Raw genomic sequence first — 23,530 nt, 5'->3', positions numbered from 1 at the left:
CTTTCTGTTTTCTTAGATAAGAGATGACACTTGGGAATATATTTGATAAAATGATAGTGATAATAAAGATAGGAAAAGAGGCATATAAATGACTAAAAAACAAGGATTGGCTCAATCTGCTGCAATGATTTCTATATTTACTTTAATTTCAAAGGCCTTAGGCTTTATAAGGGAAGTTTTAATAGCTGATAAATTTGGTTCAGGTATGGAGACTGATACATATTTTGTAGCCATGACTGCCACAGTAATTATTGTAGGTACATTAGGTTCAGCTTTAAATACTACACTTATACCTATTTTCACAGAGATTGGTGAGAGATATGGAAATAAAGGCAAGCTAAAATACTTGAATAATATAACAAATCTAGTACTAGTAATTACTTCTATAATAGTTTTGTTAGGATATATATTTTCACCATTGGTAATTAGAATATTGGCTAAAGGATTTGAAGGAGAGCAATTTGAACTAGCAGTTTCTCTAAATAGAGTAGGACTACCTATAGCAATTTTTTTAGGTCTGACCCATGTGTTTTCTGGATTATTACATAGTAGTAAAATATTCGGACCACCTGCTATTTCAGGCTTACCGTATAATTTTGTATTCATAATATTTTTGTTGTTCTTTGCAAAGGAAGCCAGTGTATTTACATTAATGGTAGTCACTGTAATCGCAGCATCCATGCAATTTTTAATATTATTGCCTGCGGTAAATCATATGGGATATAGATATAGGCCTGGTCTTAATTTGAATGATAAATATTTGAGGAAAGCAATGAGCTTGGTATTGCCAGTACTCTTAGGATCCTTAGTACAACAAATAAATGTAATCATAGATAAAACCATTGCATCAGATTTAGTAGGAGGAAGTATTTCAGCCCTAACCTATGCTTCCAGAATCAATGAGATGGTTATTGCTGTATTTGTAATGGCAATAACTACAGTAATATTTCCTATGTTATCCCAGGCTTTTTCTCAGGAAGATATTGGGAAAGTGAAGGAAATATTAGGACAAGGTATCAATATTATACTTATAATCACAGTTCCAGCTACAGTGGGTCTAGTATTATTAGCTGAACCATTGGTATATTTGTTCTTTGAGAGGGGAGCATTTGATTCTATAGCTACTTATATGACCAGCCAGGCATTGATATTTTATTCATTAGGACTTGTAGGTTCATCATTGAGATTAATGCTCAATAAGGTTTATTATTCTTTCCAGGACACATTAACACCAATGATAAATGGAGTTATTGCAGTAGTTTTAAATCTTATTCTAAACCTAATATTAGTGGAATATATGGCTCATAGTGGATTGGCATTGGCAACCAGTATATCTGCCACGGCAACTACAATAATGCTATTCCTAAGTCTAAGAAAAAAGGTAGGAGCAATAGGATTGACAAAATACCTAATTTGCTTTATGAAAACTCTTGCAGCTGCACTTGTAATGGGGATAATAGTTTTTCTAATGTATTATAAAATAGGACCACTGCTACCAGCTACTAAGATTGTACAGGTAATAACATTATTTGTATCAGTAGCAGTAGGGGTAGTAGCATACTTTGGATTATGTATATTGTTCAAAGTGAAGGAACTTAGGATAATATTCAGGAGATAAAAATAAGTTTAGAAATCGGTGCCTGGCACCGATTTCTAAACTTATTTGATTTATATTTCTTTTGCTCTATGGCAGGCTACGAAATGGCCTGGTTTTAATTCTTCGAAAGTAGGTGTTTCTTGCCTACATATATCTTTGGCGTAGGCGCATCTATCAACAAATCTGCAACATTCCTTTGGATTAATAGGGCTTGGTACATCTCCCTCTAGCATTATTCTCTTTCTAGATCTTTGTATATTTGGATCTGGTATTGGTATAGCTGATAATAGTGCCCTTGTATAAGGATGCATAGGGTTTTCGTAGAGCTCTTCTGATTTAGCTAACTCCATCATATGACCTAAATACATTACACCAACTCTATCAGAAATATATCTTACCATGGATAAATCATGGGCTATAAACAAATAAGTTAAGCCTAGTTTTTCCTGTAAATCCTTTAGTAGATTAACTACTTGAGCTTGAATGGACACATCTAGGGCTGATATTGGCTCATCACACACTATAAACTTTGGACTTAGAGCTAAAGCCCTTGCAATACCAATTCTTTGTCTTTGTCCACCTGAAAACTCATGGGGGAAACGCATGGCGTGTTCTTCATTTAATCCAACTAATTCCAATAATTCTACGACTCTAGCTCGTCTTTCACTAGAATTTTTGTAAATTTTGTGGATATCTAAGGGTTCAGCAACTATTTCTTCCACAGTCATCCTAGGATTTAGAGAAGCATAAGGGTCCTGGAATATCATTTGGAAATTTCGTCTAACTTCTTGCATATCACGCCTTGATAACTCATATATATTTTGACCATTGAAGAATAACTCTCCATCAGTAGGGTCATAAAGTCTAATTAAGGTTCTTCCAGCAGTGGATTTACCACATCCAGATTCTCCAACTAGACCAAAGGTTTCCCCAGGATATATGTCAAAGCTAATACCATCTACAGCCTTTAGCATTCCTTCGCCTACATCAAAATGCTTCTTAATATTTCTTGCTGATATTAAAGGTTCTACCATTATGAATTCCTCCCTTCAGAAGCCATAGGGTGATTTAGCCAGCATCTACTTCTATGCGTATTACTATGACTATCAAAGTCAGGCATATGTTCCTTACAAATCTTCATTGCATGGTCACATCTATCATAGAATGAACAACCCTTAGGAGGTATATATAAATCAGGCGGGCTACCTTCTATGGAATGTAGAGGTTCATCCCTTGACATATCCAAACGAGGTACAGAAGCCAATAATTTTCTAGTATAAGGGTGTTTAGTATTAGCAAATATTTCTTCTGTCAATCCTTCTTCTATAATTTGTCCTGCATACATTACAAGGACTTTGTCACTCATATCTGCCACGATACCTAAATCATGGGTGATGATAATAATTGACATATCTAGCTTTGTCTGTATTTCTTTCATTAGCTCAAGGATTTGTGCCTGTACAGTAACATCAAGGGCAGTAGTAGGCTCATCAGCAATTAGTAGTTGAGGAGTAGACACCATAGCAAGGGCTATCATTACCCTTTGTCTCATACCACCTGAAAACTCATGGGGATATTGGTTAACTCTTTTTTCAGGCTGAGGAACTGCTACTAGGTTCAACATATCTATGGCTTTTTTTTCTGCATCTTCCTTGGATAGTTTTTGATGCTTTACAAGGCCTTCTACAATCTGTTTTCCAATTTTCATAGTTGGATTTAAAGAGGTCATAGGGTCTTGGAATACCATGGAAATTTGATTACCACGAAATGCTTCCATCTCTTTATCTGTTTTCTTTAATAGATTATCACCTTTAAATAATATTTCTCCACCCTTGAAGAAAGCCGGTGGCATAGGAAGTAGCTGCATGATTGAATTGGCAGTAACTGATTTACCACATCCAGACTCACCAACTATGGCTACTGTCTCAGATCTACCTACACTAAAACTAATATCTCGAACAGCCTCAACTTCACCAAAGAAAGTCTTAAAGGATACAGCCAAATTTTTAACGTCTAATACTTTTTCCATTTTTTCCACCTCTTTCTATTTACGTAATCTTGGGTCTAATGCGTCACGAAGACCATCACCTAGTACATTGAAAGCAAACATTATCAAAGAAATAAATATTGCTGGTATAATGATTTGATAAGCATTACCTACAGCCATGCCTGCCAATCCGTCATTAGCCAAAGTACCTAGGCTAGATAGTGGTGCTTGCAGTCCAAGTCCTAAGAAACTTAGTGTAGCTTCTGCAAATATTGCTCTAGGAATAGACAAAGTTACATTAACTAAAATAGGTCCAAGGGTATTTGGGATTATATGCTTTTTCAATATCCAACCCTTTGATGCTCCTAAGGATTCTGAAGCTAAAGAGTACTCAGATTCTTTTAGTTGCAATACTTGACCCCTTACTAATATAGACATTGGTACCCAAGAAGTAAGGCTCATGGCCAAGATTAGAACCAGCATACTAGTACCGGAACCACCAGCAGAAAATACTACAGAAAGTAGAATTACCACGAGTAAATAGGGGATTGCATATATAATTTCAGCAATACGCATCATAATTGAATCCACATTTCTCCCTGCCATTCCAGCTATACCACCATATAAAACACCGATGGTAAAGTCTATTACTGTGGCTAAGATACCTATAATCAAAGAGTATCTAGCTCCTAGCCAAACCCTTGTAAAAAGGTCACGGCCTAGTTCATCTGTACCAAACCAGTGAACACTATTAGGATGTTTATTAATTAAGTCATAATCCTGTTCATAGTAGGTAAAACCATTGATTTTTGTACCAACTATGGACATGAAAACCATCAATGCTATTATTGCAAGTCCTATCATAGCAAGTTTATTTTGCTTTAATCTTCTCCATACATCTGGCCAATATTTAATACTGGGACGCCTAATTTTTTCTCCGTCTCTGTCTTCCCTTGATGCCTTTTCAAATAAATCACGAGTCAAATTATCCAATTAACGTCCCTCCTTTGTCAATCTAATACGTGGATCTATAAAGGTATAAGCAATATCCACTAATAGCAACATAAAAATTAGAATAATTGAATAGAAAATAGTGGTTCCCATAATAAGTGTATAATCACGACTTACAATGGATTTAACAAAGAACATACCTAGTCCTGGAATACCAAATATTTTTTCTATTACGAAACTACCTACTAATGTGTTGGATATCAAAGTACCAAGTACAGATACTATAGGTAAAATAGCATTTCTTACGGCATGTTTTAATATTACAACGGATTTCTCTAAACCCTTAGATTTAGCCGTCTTGATATAATCTTGTCCCAAAATTTCCAACATACTGGAACGCATAAGTCTGGCAGTATAAGCCAATGGCATCAAGGATAGTGCAAATGCAGGGAGTAGAGTGTGTCTAAATTCACCCCAACCACCTATCGGGAGCCAAGAAACATTTTTAGCGACAAACTGAATTAAGACAGTACCCATTATAAATCCAGGAACAGAAATACCTATAATTGCAATGATCATAGAAAAATAATCTGGAAACTTATTTTGATATAGGGCAGCGAAGGCACCTAATGCTGGACCAATTATTAAGGCAATGAGCAAGGATTGAGCACCTAAGTAAGCTGATACGGGGAAACCACGACCAATCATATCGTTTACGGTCTCAACTCTAGATTTCATTGAATCTCCAAAGTCACCTTTTAATAAATTTTTTAAATAAATTCCATATTGTTCGATTAAAGGCCTATCGAGGCCATATTTTTTTTGAAGGTTTTCATAAACAACTGGAGGCATTTTGCCTTCTTTGGCAAAAGGATTCCCAGGTACAGCATGCATTAATACAAAAGTTATTGTAACTATGGCCCAAAGGGTAATGATTGACATAATAATTCTTCTCAAAAGATATTTTTTCATACGAACCCTCCTTTGCTGTTAATTGAAAAGAAAGAGGTGGGCTAAAAACCCCACCCCTACAATGTTTTATTTATTTAATTCTGCATAAGTTAATTTTGGATAGTTTACAAGTGGTTTATATACTCCTTTTACATATGATTTTTGTGCATATGGTTGAGTATAGAAATAAACTGGAACTACTGGCATATCTTCCATAATCATTTTCTCAGCTGCTCTCATAGCTTCGAAACGTTCAGCTTTATCTCCACTAGTCTTAGCTATTTTTACCATCTTATCATATTCAGGATTATTATATTTCGCATCATTGAAAGGTGAGCTAGATTCCCATAATTCTATGAAAGTAATAGGATCCATATAGTCTCCAATCCATCCAGCACGAGAGATATTAAAGTCTCCTGCTTTTTCTCTATCTAACTTAACTTGGAAATCCATATTTTCAAGTCCAACCTCAACACCTAGGTTAACTCTCCACATTTCTTGTGCTGCCTGAGCAATTTTTTTGTGTGCTTCTGAAGTGTTGTATATTAGAACAAATTTGTTGAAATCTGCCACTGTCATACCTTCTTCAGCTAAGCCTTCTGCAAATAATTTCTTTCCTTCTGCTACATTGTACTCAATAAGTTGACCAACTGCATCACGGTATTCTTTACCTTTTTCATCTTTCATGCCTAGTGGCACTACACCTTCAGCTGCGATTTGTCCACCTTGAGCGATTTTAGTAACTATTGTTTCTCTATCAAGTGTCATGGATAAGCCTTTTCTAACTTTAACATTGTTAAAAGGTTTAATTTTAGTATTTAAATTGTAGTAATAAGTACCAACTTCTGCACCAATTACTAGTTCGGGATTCTTTTCTTCCTTCATTTGAGCTACTACTGCTTGTGGTAATGGGGATAGGAAATCGTAATCTCCACCTTCATATTTTTGCCATGCAGTGTTTTCGTCATCGATTATATCGAAATCAATACCAGTAAGTTTTACGCTTTTCTTATCATAATAGTTTTCGTTTTTTCTAATTTTGATGCTTGCGTTATGTTCCCATTCAGTTAAAGTAAATGGTCCATTGGATACGTGAGTTTCAGCATTTTTTGCCCAATCAGGATTAGCTTCAACTACAGCTTGGTTAACTGGGTATAAAGCATAGAATGCAGTTAATTCTAAGAAATATGGTGTAGGTGCTGCTAGAGTTACTTCAAGAGTTTTATCGTCTATAGCTTTAACAGCTACATCGTCTTTGCTTCCTTCACCAGTATTATAAGCTTCTCCACCTTTAATATAATATGCTTGATAAGCATAATCTGCAGCTAATTCAGGATCTAATACTCTTTTCCATGCAAATTCAAAATCTCCTGCTGTAACAGGGTCTCCATTTGACCATTTAATGTCATCTCGAAGTGTAAAGGTATAAGTCATATTATCAGGAGTAACTTTATATTCTTTTGCCATAGCTGGAACAACTTGAAGATTAGGATCAACCTTCATCAGACCTTCGAAGGTATGGTCTAGTACCCAAGATTCGTGAGTTCCTTGTGCTAACGCTGGGTCTAGTGAGCCTGGTTCACTGGCATTGTTAGTTCTTAAAATTTGCTCTCCAGAAGATCCACCAGAACAACCTGTAAAAATAATTGCCGTAAGAAGTAACAAACCAACCAATACTAAATACTTTTTACTCATAAAAATGCCCCCTTTTTTTCAAAAATAGAATAGTTAAACTATTTATAATATTCTACCACTTGGTACATGTTTAATCAATAAGAATATTTTGCCATGATAATGTATTAGCTATTTACTAAGTTATAAACCTTAAGCAGCATTCATACAATTGTTTTAGACCCCCTTTATGAGGGTAAAATTATATTGGAAACATCCCTAGAAATCTAGATAAGAGATGTGACTTTAAAGGAGGTAGCTATAATGAAAGAAAAACAAGTTTTAACTGGTAATGAAGCAATAGCTCGAGGATTCTATGAAGGTGGTGGGAGATTAGCTTCATCTTATCCAGGTTCTCCAACAGTGGAGATAATGGAAAATGTAAAACAATATAAGGAAGTATATGCAGAATTCTCCACCAATGAAAAAGTAGCATTAGAGGTTGCGATAGGTTCATCTTTTTATGGAGCAAGATCTATGGTGTCTATGAAGCATGTAGGTGTAAATGTAGCAGCGGATCCACTAATGACCTTTACTCAAACCCCTATAAATGGTGGATTTATTCTAGTCTCAGGTGATGACCCAGGGATGGCATCTTCACAAAACGAGCAGGACAACAGGATATTTGGTAAATTTGCAAATATGGCAATCCTATATCCTGGAAGTTCACAAGAATCAAAGGACTACATAAAGGAAGGGCTTATGATATCTGAAGAATATCAGATACCAATTATGCTAGATATTACATCTAGAGTCTGTCATGGTAGGGGGATTGTGGAATTAGGACCTAGGATAGATAAAGTACCATCAGGATTTACTAAGGATCAAGAAAAATATACCATGCTTCCACCGAATACCTTTAAGGCTCAATATTTTATGAAGGATAGGCTAGAAAGATTAGAAGACTATGCATATAATTCATCTATCAATGTCCTAGAAGAGGTTGAAGGCTCAGAAACATTAATAATCACCTCAGGATTAGTATATTATAATTTAAAGGAATTAGAACTACCAATATCCATATACAAGCTAGGTATGGTGTATCCAATATCTATTAAAAAAGTAGAAGAATTAGCAAAAAAATATAAACGAATAATCATTATTGAAGAGATGATGCCATTTGTAGAAAATGAACTAAGATTAAAAGGAATAGACTGTGAAGGGAAAAAATATTTTTCATTTACAGGGGAACTTCAGATAGAAGATATAGAGAGAGGATTAATTGAAGCAGGCGTTATATCAGGGGAAGTAAAAGATATTAACAAACCAAAAATCATATCAAGACCGCCAATGTTCTGCTCCGGATGCCCTCATAGACCTATTTTTGATATCCTTAAAAAGATGAAGGTAAAGGTAATGGGGGATATAGGTTGCTATTCCATGGCAGTATTGCCTGCATTTGAAGCAGCTCATACTATGATAAGTATGGGAGCTACAGTGGGTATTACAAAGGGAATGAACAAAGCCATGAGAAGAAATGGGGATGATGAACCAATAGTTTCAGTCATAGGAGACGGTACCTTCTTTCATTCTGGTATGACAGGGTTTGCAAATCTACTTCATCAAAGAGAAGAAGATGATAATATGACTTTTATTATTTTAGACAACAGAACTACAGCCATGACTGGTGGACAGCATAACGGTAGTTCAGGAAATTATAATGAAAGTGAAGATATGCATATATCAATTAAATCCATATTAAATACTATGGGCCATGAGGATGTAGTGGAAGTAGATCAATTTATCTACAAGGATATAAAAGATGCTATAAATAATGGAACTAAGAGAAAGGGTATATCCATAATAATAGCCACAAGACCATGTGCTTTGAAATATAAGATTAAGGAAAAACATTTCTATGTGGATCCTAATATCTGTATATCCTGTAGATCCTGTGTAAAAACTAATTGTCCTCCAATCAGAATGATTAAATATGATGGAATAGAGAAACTGAAATCATCCATAGATCCTGATAGCTGTGTGGGATGTAGTGTTTGTGCTCAAGTATGTCCGGTTAATGCTATTAAAAGGTCAGAATAGGGGGGAAAGAGATGAAGAATATTATTGTTGCAGGAGTCGGTGGTCAAGGTCTAGTATTAGCTACAGGCATAATAGCACAGGCAGGATTTAAGGAAGGATTAGATGTAAAAACCAATGATGTAGTAGGATTATCCCAAAGGGGAGGCACAGTTTGGGGAACAATCAGAATGGGAGAAAAAATATATTCACCTAATATACCTAATGGTATGGGAGATATATTATTAGGAATGGAACCACTAGAAGCTTTAAGATGGAGTTATTTAATGAAAGAAGATTCCACAATTATTATGAACAAGAAAAAAGTATATCCAACTCCAGCATTATTAGAAAAAGAAGAATATCCAGAGGAAGAAATAGGAAAGCTAAAGGAAAAGTTTAAGATAATAGAAATAGATGCAATGGAAGAAGCAAAAGCAGCAGGGAATATAAAAGCTGCCAATACAATACTCATAGGACTTCTAGCGAAATACTTAGATATCAAAACAGAAACATGGGAAGAAGTATTAAAGAATAATGTACCACCAAAGGCAATAGAAGAAAATATAAATGCCTTTTATAGAGGTTACAACTATTAACAATAAGTTTGGATTTTGGTGCCAGGCACCAAAATCCAAACTTATTGTTAGCTAAATAAAATTATGCTATAATCTTCTAGTGCAAAAATTCCTTGAAGGAGACAGAAGTATGACGCAAAAAAAGAGTATTAATAGTAAGGTTTTATATATTATTTATTTTGCAATAGGAGCTAGGATTTTAACAATTGTTAAAGATATGCTTACTGCTTCCAAGATAGGTGCAAATGATAAAATGGATTCATATCTTTTAGCTTTTGGAGCTATAATGCTTTTGACAAAGATAATAGGTGATGGAATCGTTGTATCTTTGATACCAATATTACAGGAGATACAACATAAGCATGGAACAGATAGAAGAATGAATTACACAAATAACTTGTTAAATATTACTATAATAGTATCTCTGGGAGTTATTGTTATAGGTTTTGTTGCTGCACCCCTTATAGTTAAATTATTTGGACCTGGGTTTAAAGGGTTAGAACTAAGAGATAGTGTTTTATTGTTCAAATTAGGTCTGCCAATGGTAGCTCTAACCTGGATAAGGGCCATAGGCGCAGGTTTTTTACAAGCGGAACATGCCTTCAGAGCTGGTGCAAAAGGAGGAGTATCTAGTGTATTAGTGTATATTATATACCTTTTATTGTTCATAGGAGATTTTGGAATAAGAGGGCTTATGGTAGTAGGAAGTTTTGCAATTATTTCTCAAATATATATAATCTTTAAGGCTATGAAAAAGATAGGGTACAAATATGAGTGGAAATTAAACTTAAGAGATAACTATCTTCCCAAGGTAATTAAGGTCCTATTACCTATTTTAGCAGGAATTAGTATCAATGAAGTGAATAATGCTGTGGATACTGCAATAGCATCTACGCTTCCATCAGGTAGTATTGCAGAACTAAGCTATGCAAATGATATAATTAGTTTGTTTTTAGGATTGTTTATATCAGCCATAGTCACAGTTCTCTTTCCTATTATGTCTGAAAGCTATAATAAGGGTGAAGAGGAAAAACTAAAGAATGGAGTAAAGTATTATATAAAGACTATATTGACTTTAACATTACCTATATCTATTCTCTTGATTTTAATTCCAGATCCAATAGTTAAGATATTCTTTGAAAGAGGAGCCTTTGATGCTGAAGCATCTTTCTTAACAGCAAAAGTATTAGGATATTATGCCTTAGGCTTGCCAGCCATGGCAATATTACCATTGATTACAAGAGCATATTATTCTATCAGAGATATGAGGAGACCAGTTGTAATTAGTATATTATCTCTTATATTAAATATAGTTGTAGACTTATTACTAGCACCAACTATGGGAGCTGCAGGTCTTGCTTTAGGTACTAGTATTTCAGTTATATTTGCCGTATTGCTTGGAATATACAATCTGAGATAGAAGCAAGATTCGATTTTCACAGGAAAAAGCTATGAAAGAAACAGTCGTCAAACTCTTAGTAGCATCACCAATAATGACTACAGGCATAATTCACACCTACGGCACAGCCTCTACATCTCTGGAAAATATATTTTCACACAATATAATCACAGTAGGATTTACATCTGTGATAGGGGTGGGATTATATGTTTTGGTGTGTAAAGTATTGAGGGTATAAGGAATAACCCTCGTCCACCCATTGATAATACTTATACTATGTAATATAATATAGATATAAGTAATAGACGGAGGGATAAGATGAAAGATACTAATTATCTAAATGAGATGGACTATGTAGATGCCATAATGATAATAGATAGACATGGTAGGATTGTATATTCTGTAAGATATAATCCTAGATTTGATAATAGTTTTTGTGAAGGTGACTTTGAAAGTATCATAAATAGAAACTTCTTAGAAGTATATCCAAATATAAACCCAGATGAAAGCACTATGATTAACTGTATAAATGATGGTAAACCTATATATATAAAGGAGCAAGTATTTAGTGATTATAAAGGAAGGGTCATAAATACTCAAAATCTGACAATACCAATTATCAGGAGTGGAAAAATCCTTGGGGCTGTTGAATTGTCAAAGGATATAACCAAAATTAAAGAGCAAGTAAATAAAAGAATTTATACGGGGCCAATAAGTATAACTAGCCACAAAAACTTGCAAAGAGCAAAATTTAACTTTGAGGATATAATAACATCCAACAAAGAAATGATACATAATATAGAAAGAGCAAAGATAATATCAAACAATACATCCTCAGTAATAGTCTATGGAGAAACAGGTACAGGAAAAGAACTATATGTACAATCCATTCACAATCACAGCAACAGGAGAAACAAACCCTTTGTAGTACAAAACTGTGCTGCACTTCCTGAGAATCTTTTTGAGTCCATCTTATTTGGTTCAGTCAAAGGGGCATTTACTGGAGCAGTAGATAAACCTGGCTTATTTGAAGAAGCTCATGGTGGGACATTGTTTTTAGATGAAATAAACTCAATGCCATTAAACCTTCAAGCGAAACTATTAAGGGTACTACAAGATGGTCGAGTACGAAGAGTGGGAGATAATAATGAAAAGGAAGTAGATGTCAGAATAATTGCAGCCATGAACATAGAGCCACTTAAAGCTATGGAACTAGGTCAAATAAGAGAGGACTTATTCTATAGATTATCAGTGGTTAGTCTAAAACTTCTACCTTTAAGGGAAAGAAAAGAAGATATAATGATTTATGTAGATCATTTTATAAAATTATACAATCTTAGATTGGATAAGGATGTAATTGGAGTATCAGATGAAGTAAAGGAATTATTTATGGAATATAATTGGCCAGGCAATGTGCGGGAACTACAACATGTAATAGAATCTTCCATTAATTTTGTCAGTAATGAAGAAATAAAATTAATACATTTGCCAGTATATTTAAGTGATAAGATTAGCAAAGAAAATAAGATTAAAAATCAAAATGAAGATAATTATGACCTGGATTGCCACTCATCTTTAGATGATATGCTTGAAATGGTGGAAAAGCAAATGATAACAAAAGCTCTAGAAAAAACAGGTGGTAATATTTCCAAAGCATCATCAATATTACAAATTACTAGACAAAGATTACACTATAAACTTAGTAAGTATAATATTGAATTTTCATAAAAGTCAAACTAAATAGAAAGATTTTCTTACAAACTGACAGATTTCTGTCAGTTTTTCTAGTTAATCCACAAAGATATAGTGAAATAGACCATATATTGTTGGCATAGGTCTTGCATTATAAAGTGTTAGTATAATAAACCAAAATAAGGAGGTTAAGTAGTGGAACTAATTCTAAGAAAAATAAAAGTCAAAGATATTATTTTTGGTTCAGACATCAAAGTAGATAATGGAGTCCTAAGTATAGCCCCAGAGGAAATACGAGAACTACTACTATCGGATGAAAGGATATTGGAAATAGATATCGACATAGCAAGGCCAGGTGAGTCAATAAGAATAATACCTGTAAAAGATGTAATAGAACCTAGAGCAAAATTAAATGGGGATGCATTCCCTGGCGTAGATGGAGAAATTGAAGATATTGGTAGAGGTATCACCTATGCACTGAAAGATTGTGCAGTAATTACTACAGGACCAATAGTAGGTTTCCAAGAAGGAATAATAGACATGAAGGGTCCCCTAACAGAATATACACCATTTTCTAAGTTGAATAATTTAGTTCTAAATATAAAGAAGAAACCTGGTGTTACTCCTCACGAACATGAAGAAGCAGTAAGGATTGCTGGAGTAAAAGTAGCTCATTACATTGCTAAAAAGGTAGTAGGAAGTGACTTTGATGAAGAAGAGATCCTTACTTGGGATAATCTAGGAGTTAAAACATCTGAGTATCCAGAGTTACCAAAGGTAGCATATGTATATCAATGTGTGGGTCAGGGTCTACTCCATGACACATATTTTTACGGCAAAGATGTTAAAACAATAGTTCCTACTTTAGTGAATCCATTAGAAATATTTGATGGTGCATTAGTCAGTGGTAACTGTGTATCGGCAGGATCTAAAACTACTACTTACCATCACCAAAATAATGCGATAATTAAAGAATGTTTTAAAAGACATGGGAAAGAAATCAATTTTATAGGAGTAGTACTAAGTCCAATGACCACATATCTAGCGGATAAATACAGAAATGCAATAATTACCTCTAGAACAGTGGAGATGCTGGGAGCTGATGGAGTTATCCAATCCCAAGAAGGTTTTGGGAACCCAACTACAGACTTGATGATGATATGTAAAAGGCTTGAAAACAAAGGGATAAAAACAGTTCTAATAAGTAATGAGGATGCAGGAGTAGATGGGAAATCAGAATCTTTACCAGATGGAACGGCAGAGGCTAATGCAATGATTTCCACAGGAAATAGTAATGCAACACTTTTAATACCTCCAATGGATAAGGTACTAGGAGATTTGGATGCTTTAGAGCATATAACAGGTGGATTCGTAGGTTCGAGACAAGAAGACGGGTCCTTGATCATAGAAATACATGGGATATTAGGCAGCCACAATTTACAAGGCTATAGCTATTTGTCTGCCGTGACAATTTAGGAGGTAAAGATATGAAGAAAATATTATTCTACACTAACCAGTTTTTCGGACAAATAGGTGGGGAGGATAAGGCAAGTGTCCCACCTCGCATAAGTACAGGAGCAGTAGGTTCAGCAAATTCATTTAAGGGGCTAGAAGGTGAAATAGTAGCCACAATAATATGTGGAGACAATTATTATGCAGAAAATATGGAAGTGACAAGAAAGTTTATCTCAGAACAAATAGAAGCAATAAAACCTGATCTAATCATAGCAGGGCCAGCATTTAACGCTGGTAGATTTGGTATCGCTTGTGGAGATATATGTAGCTTTGCCAATGAAAAGTACGGAATAGAGACTGTAACAGGAATGTATATTGAAAATCCTGCAGTGGAAATATACAAGAGTAAAACATATATGATCGAAACAGGAAATTCAGCAGCAGGTATTAGAAAAGCAGTTCCTAAAATGGTCAAATTGGCAAACAAATTATTAAATAAAGAAATCATAGGATTCCCAGATGAAGAAGGATATATCCCAAAGGGAATCAGGATAAATATATTCAAAGATAAAACAGGAGCAGAAAGAGCACTAGACATGTTGGTAAAGAAACTAAAGGGTGAAGAATTTAAGTCAGAAATTCCGATACCATCTTATAATACAGTAATACCAGCAGAGCCTATAGCAGATATAAAGAAAGCAAAGATTGCATTACTTACAACGAGTGGATTAGTACCAATGAAAAATCCTGACCACTTACCAGCAGCTACAGCAAAGTTCTATAAGAAATATCAAATAGGAAATATAGATAGATTTGAAGAAGGTGAGTTTGAATCAGTACATGCAGGATTTGATCCAGTATATGCAAATCACAATCCAAATATATTATTGCCACTGGATTTATTAAGAGAATTAGAGAAAGAAAATGAGATAGGCAGCTTATATGAATATTATTTTATAACAACAGGGAATTCCACCTCAGTAGCTGATGGCACAAGAATGGGGAAAGAAATAGCACAAGAATTGTTAGATGCAGGAATAGACGGAGTTATAATGACATCCACCTGAGGTACCTGTACACGTTGCGGTGCAACAATAGTAAAAGAAATAGAAAATGTAGGAATCCCAGCAGCACATATATGTACAGTGACACCTATTTCAAAAACAGTAGGAGCTATAAGGATAATCCCAGCAGTAGCCATACCATATCCAGTAGGGCATCCACATGAAACACCAGAGAAGGAAAGAGAAATTAGAACTAAGGTAGTACAAAATGCATTAAGTTCCTTACAAGAAAAATTTTAAGGAGGTTATTATAATGAAGATAGCGGTTTTAGGTTCAGGTAATGGAGGATGTGCAGTAGCGTTTGAGTGGGCATATGAAGGCCATGAAGTATCCATATTTGACTTTAAGGAGTTTCCAACAAATATAGAAGCTATCAATGAAAAAGGTGGAATCACCAGCTCCGGAATGTTAGAAGGATTTGCAAAAATAAAGTATGCAGGACATGATTTAGGTAAAGCAGTAAAAGGAGCAGAATTAATTTTTGTGGTAGGACCAGCATATAGTACAGAACCATTTGCAAAGGCAGTGAAACCTTATTTAGAAAAAGGCCAAGTAATCATAGTATGTCCAAGCTCCTGTGGAGGTAGCATAGTATTTAAAAACGGATTAGGATTATCCTTAGATAATGAAGATTACTTAATCGCAGAAACTAGTACATTGCCATATGCAGTAAGAGTTATAGAACCAGGTGAGATTAATGTATTTTTAAAATTAAAAGGCGGACTATATATCGCTGCTTTGCCAAGTAAAAATACAAATAAGGTTTATGAATTATTAAAGAGTATTTATCCAGCTTTAATACCAGCAAATAATATATTGCAAACAACATTACAAAATGGTAATCCAGTTATACATCCATCAGTGACTCTATTAAATGTTGCATTAATAGAGAGAACAAAGGGAGATTTTTACTTCTATGAAGATGGAGTAACTCAAGGCGTAGGAAGATTAATAAAAGGGGTTGATAAGGAGAGAATAGCAATAGGAGAAAAACTAGGTTTTAAAGTCATTGATGACCCAGTATTAGGAATGGAACAAGGCTACATGCAAGAACCAACCTATGATAAGGGATATTCAGAAGCTATTGGTTTTAAAGGAATAGCCGCACAAACTAGTTTAGATAACAGATATTTCAATGAAGATGTAGGTTATGGTCTAATATTTATGGCAGAATTAGGCAAGCAAATTGGAGTACCAACGCCAATTATGGACTCCGTTATCAAACTTACATCAGTCATCATGGACAGGGACTATAGAGGAGAAAAGAAAAGAACAATGGAAACATTAGGTCTAGATAAGTATAATTTATCTGATCTACTAGAAATTATTTAAAAACTTTTTATTAATGATTAAGGGGGAAATATAATGGATCCAGTTACAAACTTTGGAATTTTATCATTACTACCTGCTCTTGTAGCAGTAATTCTTGCCTTTATTACAAGAGAAGCAGTTTTCTCACTATTAATGGGTGTATTAGTTGGAATATTAGTTACAGGTCAAAACATATTATTCGGATTTACGGGATTAGCACAGTCTGCCTTAGGAAATGCAGATTTTATATGGGTACTAAGTATAGAGGTTTTTGTAGGGATTATGATAGCATTCTTCCAAAAATCTGGTGCAATAGATTCATTTTCAAAATCTATTGAAAAGATAAATGTAAAGGCAAAAGGTGCTCAAGTAATAGCATGGTTACTAGGTATATTTATTTTCTTTAGCGACTACTTTAGTCCTTTATATGTAGGTACAGTAATGAGAGATATAACAGATAAAGCTAGAGTATCAAGAGAAAAACTAGCGTATATATGCGACTCTACATCTGCACCAGTATGTACAATAATTCCTTTCTCATCTTGGGGAGTATACGTAGCAGGGCTATTAGTTGGGATTGGAGCTTTCACAGATAATAATATTGCAATGAATGCAATAGTTAAAATGGTTCCTTATAATTTTTATGGATTACTATCACTAGTTATGGTTGGTTTAATAGCAGTAGGTATAATCCCAGACTTTGGGCCAATGAAAAAGGCAGAAGATAGAGCAAGAGAAACAGGTAAGGTCATGAGTGATGAAGCAAAACCATTGCTAGGGAAAGAACTTTCTGAGATCAAACCTAATGAGGGAATAAAACCAAATCTTTTCTTAAACTTTTTTGCACCAGCTATAATCATTATTTCAGTTACATTAGGAACTTATGTCTTTACAGGTAGTGCAAAAACACTTGAAGGCTTCGTATTGGCTGTAGCTTTTCAATTTGTAATGATGATAATACAAAAGATGGGAACTGTAGTAGAGTTAATGGAAACAGCAGTACAAGGGATAAAAGGCATAGTATCTGCAGTTCTTATTCTGGCACTAGCTTATTCACTTAATGCTATAAGTAAGGAATTGGGAACAGCAAACTATGTAATATCCATAGCCAGCTCATGGATGACACCAGCATTATTACTAGTATTCACATTCCTTATAGGAGCATTTATTTCATTCTTTACAGGAACAAGTTGGGGAACATATGCAATATTAACACCGATAGTTATACCACTAGCATTTGATCTAACAGGTGGACAAATTACAAGTTTAGTATATGCAACCATAGCAGCAGTAATGGGTGGAGGATGTTTTGGAGATCACTGCTCACCATTGTCAGATACAACAATTTTATCATCACTGGGTGCGGGATCTGACCATATTGACCACGTAAAAACACAGATACCTTATGCTTTCACAGTTGCTGGAGTATCTGCAGTACTGTATTTAACAATTGGTTTTGTATTATAGTCATATAAATATCGGAGGTAAAATCATGATAATAGGAATACCAAAAGAAATAAAAGCAAATGAATATAGAGTAGCTTGTGACCCAAATGGAGTAAAGGAAATCATAAGTCGTGGTCACCAAGTCCTAGTGGAAAAAAATGCAGGACTAGGCAGTGGATTCACAGATGAAGACTACAAAAATCAAGGGGCTGCAATAATTAATTCAGCCAAAGAAATATTTGAAGAAGCAGAACTAATATACAAGGTGAAAGAAATATTTCCAGAGGAGTTTGAATACTTAAGAGAAGGTCAAATAGTATTCACCTACATTCATTCCAATGCACATAGAGAGCAAACAGATGTAATGCTTGAAAAGAAAATTATTGGAATAGCATATGAAGATATTAATAATAAAGATGGAGAATTTCCTTTACTAAAACCAATGAGTGTAATAGCAGGAAAAGGTGGATTTTTAGCCGCATTAAACTTTATGCAAAAGATACATGGTGGAAATGGGCTATTATTATCAAGGATAGAAGGTGTTAGAACACCAGAGATAACAATAATAGGAGCGGGCAATGCTGGATTAGGAGCAGCAGAACTGGCAGCGGCCTTTGGGAATAAAGTCACAATACTAGATATAGATGTAAATAGAATGGAAGAAGCAAGAAAATCATTGCCACCAAATGTAGAATTTTTAATTTCCAATAGAAACAATCTTGAAATGTGCCTAAAAAGATCAGATGTACTTATAAACTGTATTCTATGGCCAAAATGGAGAAAGGATCATCTAGTATCTAAAGATATGCTAAGTATGATGAAAAAGGGATCATTAATAGTAGATGTATCCTGTGATGATGGGGGAGCAATAGAAACCTGTAGATCAACAACCCATGATGATCCTGTATATGAAGTAGATGGAATAACACATTATTGTGTGGATAATATCCCATCAGCCTTTTCACAAACAGCTACACAAACTTTGTGTAATGCAACACTTCCATCTCTCCTAGAAATAGCAAATAAAGGAGTAGAAAAAGCATTAGCAGATAATAAGTATCTACGACGAGGCTTGTCCTTCTACTATGGAAAACTAACTCTAGAAGAAACAGGAATAAAACAAGACAGACCATATATAACACCAGAAGAAGCATTAGAAATTTAGGAATATAGTGAACGACATTTGTGTCGTTGTAAAGGGGACTAGATGTCCCCTTTTTCCATGTGCTAACTTGTGCAAGTAGAGCTGGATACTAGCACCAACTATGGGAGCTGCAGGCCTTGCTTTAGGTACTAGTATTTCAGTTATATTTGCCGTAATCATTGGAATATACAATCTGGAATAGCTAACTCCAGAAATTACCTTGTATCTAAGTGTAAATTATACAAAAGCTATATATGAGGTGAAAATATGAAAGAAAAACAGAGTAATGAAATAGTTGATAAGAATTTCTTTAAAGCAATGAGTTATGAAATGGCTGGTGAAATGGGTATTATTGATAATGAAGATATGAAAAACAATAAAGGGCTTGTTTCCCATGAGAATATGCAAAATCAAGGAGAAAAGAAAAAGAGGTAGATACAATTTTATCTAATGGAACTAATCCCCTTTGTTTGAATATAATGTATTGTACTTTAATTCAAATAAAGGAGGTAAACATATGGAAATAACTCAAACATGTCCCATAGGATCAATGCCGTATACTATTAAGGCGGGGGATACGTTTTTTGCCATAGCTAGAACTTTTGGAATCTCTCTTGATGCCTTAATAGCAGCAAACCCAGGGGTAGACCCTGATAGATTATTTATAGGCCAGGTGATTTGTGTACCAACACCAGCACCGCCACCACCTATATCCTCTTGTCCTACTTTAAGTATTGGGAGTAGAGGTGCTTCTGTAGCCCAACTTCAACAGCTTTTATTAAGTAATGGATTTAGTCCGGGAGCTATTGATGGAATTTTTGGATCAATGACACAGGCTGCCGTTATATCCTTCCAAAGAAGTAGAAATCTCGTACCTGATGGAATAGTAGGAATAATGACTTGGACTGCACTTGGTGTAAATTGTTCTCAACAACCACCAACTTGTCCTACTGGAACAACACCTTATACAATTAGATCAGGAGATACCTTATTTATTCTAGCACAAAGATTTAATACTACTGTAGATGCCATTATGAGAGCTAATCCTGGTATAAATCCAAACAATCTAAGAGTTGGTCAAATAATTTGTATACCATAATATGAAATAGAAAGCAAAAAAAATAGGGCCAATTGGCCCTATTTTATTGCTTTGGAATATCTCTCTCTGTAAAATACATGGCTGAATCTGAAACTGCTAAGTTACCATCAGTATCTCTTATATAGGTAACATATCCATTTGATTCACCTGATAACATAACTGAGTAGCTTGATGCAATATCTCTTCTATTTATTGTGATAACTAAGATGCTTTTATCTTGGTATTTTAAAGATGTAGTATATTCATCCTTAGACAGTATTTTTCCATCAGATAATCTAACTACTTCTAAATCTCTTACATATAATGAAACTCCTGCTTCTTCCAATACTTCAGAGAATGGAAGTTCAATTTGATTTGCGTTTACCGCAAGATTATCAGAACCATCTTTTACTCTAGGAGGAAGTTCATCAAATAACAATATGTTTCCGCTTTCCACGCCTGTATCAATGGATGTTCTCATATTATTATTTGGTAATATAGTTATTGACTTGTTTGGCAAATATGTCATATCACTATCATTAAGGTATATAGTGACTTCATCTGAGCCATCTGCTACTACATCATATATGGTTCTTCCTGATATAGCAAAATCACTTGGACTTGCTTGTATTATTGGTATACTAAATCTAAGTTTTATTAAGTTTGATTCAAGAAGTACACCTTGTCTACCTGGCTTTTCTTTGTAATAGTCTATTGCTTTTGCCTTTCCAGAAGAAGAACTATCAAATTTTACATTGATTATTAATGGATCAGTGTCATTTCCACTTAAATCCTTTAATCCTATAATGCCTAAGGAAGTAAGGTTACCAGAAGTACCTATCATTATTCTCTTTCCATCATAGTCAAAGTATTCTGGAAGCTGCATTGTAATTGCTTTTCCGTCAGAGCTAGGTGTAAATATAGTGTTATCTGGTAATTTATATTGTACTGAACCATAAGTCATAACATAGTTATCAGGGTTAGATACTGTGACCATATCCATTTGTTTGCTGAAATATAGAATTATGTTGCTGCCATATCCTGTATGGTTTACTAACTTTGGTTTTTCTATATCTTTCATTTCTATAGTAGTTGTAAATTCTATTAATGGATTCTTATATGGTGTAGTATCTTGTATATTTTTAACTGTTAAGGTATTAACTCCTACTGGTAATGCGCTGTATAGATTCAACTTATATTCTTTACCAGAACCTGTGATGTCTTTAATGCTGACTAATTTGTTGTTTTGATCTGTTATAGAATAATTTGATCTAACATTACCTACTACATTTTTACTGAAATTGATAGTTATTGTTTTACCATCATCTGATACTAAATAGTTGATTACTTCAGGGTTTGAAGTATCTATTGTTGGAAGTACTTGAATATCAGCAAGTTTCATCTTGTTATTAGAGTAATCCAAGACATTTTCCACATAGATGGTATTTTGAGAAGTTGATAGTTTATTATTTGTAAATTCAACTATTGCTTTATTTCCATCAAAAGTAACCTTGTTAGGATATCTCTTTACGGAACCATTTTTCCAATAGAAATAGTTAGTTCTAGCAGATATAGGATCTATCTCTTCATCAAATTCAATGATTACTTCTTCTAAAGTAGCTGTAGCGCTGACTATTTCCGGAGGTGTAGTATCTTTGATGATATCAAATGAGGTGCTTTCGCCAGTTGCTTTATTTCCTGCAAAATCCTCTATATTAGATACTGTAATAGTATGGCTTCCTTCAGATAATGCATAGGATGGTGAGTAATATGTTAGAGTAACTATATTATTTTCTAGTTTAGCATTTCCTGAGAAGTTTTTTCCATCTATTTTAAAATTATTAACTACTGCATTTTTTACAGGCTCTGATAGATATACTTTTAGAGCCTTAGTACCAAGTTGTTTAACTGATACTACTGTTGGAATTGCAATATCCAATGCTTCAAATTCATAGTCTTTTAAGTTAGTTTCTTCTCCTGAAGCTGATTTTATTTTTGTAGCTGTAATTTTATACATTCTTCTTTGAGTCATGTTGCCAGTTAATGTTAAAATTACCTTAGTATCATTTTCTTCAAATCGAATAGATTTTATAGATCCAGCAGTTGTATTATAGTTTCCGATTATGGAAGCAGTTGCTTTATCTACTGCTTGGGTAAAAGTTAAAGTTACTTCTTTAAGATTATTTCCCTTTACATCCGCTATATTAAAAGGTAGTACTTTTATTGCAACTTCTTTATAATCAGTATATTTGTTATCACTCTCAAATCGATAATGATAGTTACCTACTTGAAGATTTTCAACTTTTCTTGAGAAATTTCCTTCAGCATCGGTTGGGATTTGAATAACATTTTCTCCTGATGTTATAGTTGAAGACATCGGTTTCAAACGTAGCAATAAATAGTTTGTACCCTTTGCTTGTCCTTCAAAAATCAGACTATTATTTTCAACTTTTACTGTTGCCTCTACACTAAATGCTTCTGCTATTGTAACTCCCAGTTCCTCTGCTAATGTAATATTTCTACCGTTCATTTCTTGGCGTAAGGCATTGATTGTCATTACTGCCATTTGACCACGAGTTATTTTTGATTCAGCCTTCAAGGAAGATAAGTCCTTCATGATGCCGTATTTTGATGCAACTTCAGGTACATATTTCCATTCATCTGCACTTAAATTATAGCCTAGGGCCCTAAGAAGTACAGCTTGATATTCCTGGATTGTCACATCTTGTCCAAAACCAAATTTGTCAGTAGCGACACCATAAATTAAATTCTTGTTAACTGCCCAAGCAATGTAAGGAATATAATTTTTTCTTGCAACTGTTAAATCTTTAAATTTATTTTCGCCTGGTTTAACAACATAGTTTTTAGCGTTGTCTTCTTCCTTATAAAGTCTTGTGATCATTATAACCATGTCTTGTCTACTTAGATTACCTTCTAGCATTAAATCTCCACTTGAATTACCGGTCAATAGTTTTAGATCTTTTAATATATTCCCAGCTTCATTATATAGCTGTGAAGAAGATGTATCAGCATATATAGGAGTTAGGCCTGAAAATGCGATAATTAAGGCTAGTGCAATTGATAATACTCTTTTCATAAATATCTCTCCCCTCTTTATTGATATAGTTTAATTATACTACAAATTTGGGTATTTATATATTACAATCTAGTTACACATTAATTATTTGC

Annotated in this window: 18 protein-coding genes; 12 read left to right on the top strand and 6 right to left on the bottom strand. The window is 34.3% G+C overall.

Features of this window, described 5'->3' with window-relative positions; genetic code table 11:
* Window positions 1-88: 88 nt before the first annotated feature.
* On the top strand, window positions 89-1,618 hold the full coding sequence (murJ, locus tag RIN63_RS10400) for a murein biosynthesis integral membrane protein MurJ (protein WP_310444671.1): 1,530 nt from the start codon (window positions 89-91) through the stop codon (window positions 1,616-1,618).
* Between the two features lie 50 nt (window positions 1,619-1,668).
* On the opposite strand, the gene RIN63_RS10395 is transcribed toward murJ (RIN63_RS10400), so the two are convergent.
* From RIN63_RS10395 to RIN63_RS10375, 5 genes are all read right to left on the bottom strand, one after another.
* Window positions 1,669-2,631 (bottom strand): oligopeptide/dipeptide ABC transporter ATP-binding protein, encoded by a 963-nt coding sequence (locus tag RIN63_RS10395; RefSeq protein WP_310444670.1) that lies wholly within the window; start codon window positions 2,629-2,631, stop codon window positions 1,669-1,671.
* Window positions 2,631-3,626, bottom strand: a complete 996-nt coding sequence (locus tag RIN63_RS10390) for an ABC transporter ATP-binding protein (RefSeq protein ID WP_310444669.1) — start codon at window positions 3,624-3,626, stop codon at window positions 2,631-2,633. The genes RIN63_RS10395 and RIN63_RS10390 overlap by 1 nt, the downstream gene beginning before the upstream one ends.
* 15 nt (window positions 3,627-3,641) lie before the next feature.
* Complete coding sequence (locus RIN63_RS10385; protein WP_310444668.1) at window positions 3,642-4,577, bottom strand: ABC transporter permease; 936 nt, start codon at window positions 4,575-4,577, stop codon at window positions 3,642-3,644.
* Window positions 4,578-5,507, bottom strand: a complete 930-nt coding sequence (locus tag RIN63_RS10380) for an ABC transporter permease (protein WP_310444667.1) — start codon at window positions 5,505-5,507, stop codon at window positions 4,578-4,580.
* A gap of 66 nt (window positions 5,508-5,573) precedes the next feature.
* Window positions 5,574-7,181: a peptide ABC transporter substrate-binding protein gene (locus tag RIN63_RS10375; RefSeq protein ID WP_310444666.1), complete on the bottom strand. Its 1,608-nt coding sequence runs from the start codon at window positions 7,179-7,181 to the stop codon at window positions 5,574-5,576.
* A gap of 240 nt (window positions 7,182-7,421) precedes the next feature.
* On the opposite strand from RIN63_RS10375, the gene RIN63_RS10370 reads away from it, so the two are divergent.
* The 11 genes from RIN63_RS10370 to RIN63_RS10320 all read left to right on the top strand — a co-directional run bounded on the left by RIN63_RS10370 (window position 7,422) and on the right by RIN63_RS10320 (window position 20,362).
* Window positions 7,422-9,197, top strand: a complete 1,776-nt coding sequence (locus tag RIN63_RS10370) for an indolepyruvate ferredoxin oxidoreductase subunit alpha (RefSeq protein ID WP_310444665.1) — start codon at window positions 7,422-7,424, stop codon at window positions 9,195-9,197.
* Window positions 9,198-9,208: 11 nt separating this feature from the next.
* Entirely contained in the window at window positions 9,209-9,772 is a 564-nt protein-coding gene (locus RIN63_RS10365; RefSeq protein WP_310444664.1) for an indolepyruvate oxidoreductase subunit beta, read from the top strand.
* Window positions 9,773-9,881: 109 nt separating this feature from the next.
* The gene (gene murJ, locus RIN63_RS10360; protein WP_310444663.1) at window positions 9,882-11,171 is read left to right on the top strand and encodes a murein biosynthesis integral membrane protein MurJ; all 1,290 of its coding nucleotides are present in this window, start codon (window positions 9,882-9,884) and stop codon (window positions 11,169-11,171) included.
* 297 nt (window positions 11,172-11,468) lie between these two features.
* A complete protein-coding gene (locus RIN63_RS10355; RefSeq protein ID WP_310444662.1) occupies window positions 11,469-12,878 on the top strand; it encodes a sigma 54-interacting transcriptional regulator in 1,410 nt (469 codons plus the stop codon).
* Window positions 12,879-13,037: 159 nt separating this feature from the next.
* Entirely contained in the window at window positions 13,038-14,318 is a 1,281-nt protein-coding gene (locus RIN63_RS10350; protein WP_310444661.1) for a glycine/sarcosine/betaine reductase component B subunit, read from the top strand.
* Window positions 14,319-14,329: 11 nt separating this feature from the next.
* Complete coding sequence (locus tag RIN63_RS10345; protein WP_310444660.1) at window positions 14,330-15,601, top strand: glycine/betaine/sarcosine/D-proline family reductase selenoprotein B; 1,272 nt, start codon at window positions 14,330-14,332, stop codon at window positions 15,599-15,601.
* A gap of 13 nt (window positions 15,602-15,614) precedes the next feature.
* On the top strand, window positions 15,615-16,694 hold the full coding sequence (locus RIN63_RS10340) for an NAD/NADP octopine/nopaline dehydrogenase family protein (RefSeq protein WP_310444659.1): 1,080 nt from the start codon (window positions 15,615-15,617) through the stop codon (window positions 16,692-16,694).
* Window positions 16,695-16,727: 33 nt separating this feature from the next.
* Window positions 16,728-18,140, top strand: coding sequence for a Na+/H+ antiporter NhaC family protein (locus RIN63_RS10335; protein WP_310444658.1), 1,413 nt, complete (start codon window positions 16,728-16,730; stop codon window positions 18,138-18,140).
* A 25-nt stretch (window positions 18,141-18,165) separates the two neighbouring features.
* Window positions 18,166-19,284 (top strand): alanine dehydrogenase, encoded by a 1,119-nt coding sequence (locus tag RIN63_RS10330; protein ID WP_310444657.1) that lies wholly within the window; start codon window positions 18,166-18,168, stop codon window positions 19,282-19,284.
* A 246-nt stretch (window positions 19,285-19,530) separates the two neighbouring features.
* Entirely contained in the window at window positions 19,531-19,698 is a 168-nt protein-coding gene (locus RIN63_RS10325; protein WP_310444656.1) for a hypothetical protein, read from the top strand.
* A gap of 82 nt (window positions 19,699-19,780) precedes the next feature.
* Window positions 19,781-20,362 (top strand): LysM peptidoglycan-binding domain-containing protein, encoded by a 582-nt coding sequence (locus RIN63_RS10320; RefSeq protein WP_310444655.1) that lies wholly within the window; start codon window positions 19,781-19,783, stop codon window positions 20,360-20,362.
* Between the two features lie 43 nt (window positions 20,363-20,405).
* On the opposite strand, the gene RIN63_RS10315 is transcribed toward RIN63_RS10320, so the two are convergent.
* Window positions 20,406-23,438: a hypothetical protein gene (locus RIN63_RS10315; RefSeq protein WP_310444654.1), complete on the bottom strand. Its 3,033-nt coding sequence runs from the start codon at window positions 23,436-23,438 to the stop codon at window positions 20,406-20,408.
* Window positions 23,439-23,530 lie beyond the last annotated feature (92 nt).

It is taken from the genome of Tissierella sp. (genome assembly GCF_031460495.1).
Lineage (GTDB): Bacteria > Bacillota > Clostridia > Tissierellales > Tissierellaceae > JAVKTS01.
This window is presented reverse-complemented; position numbering and strand designations above follow the sequence as displayed.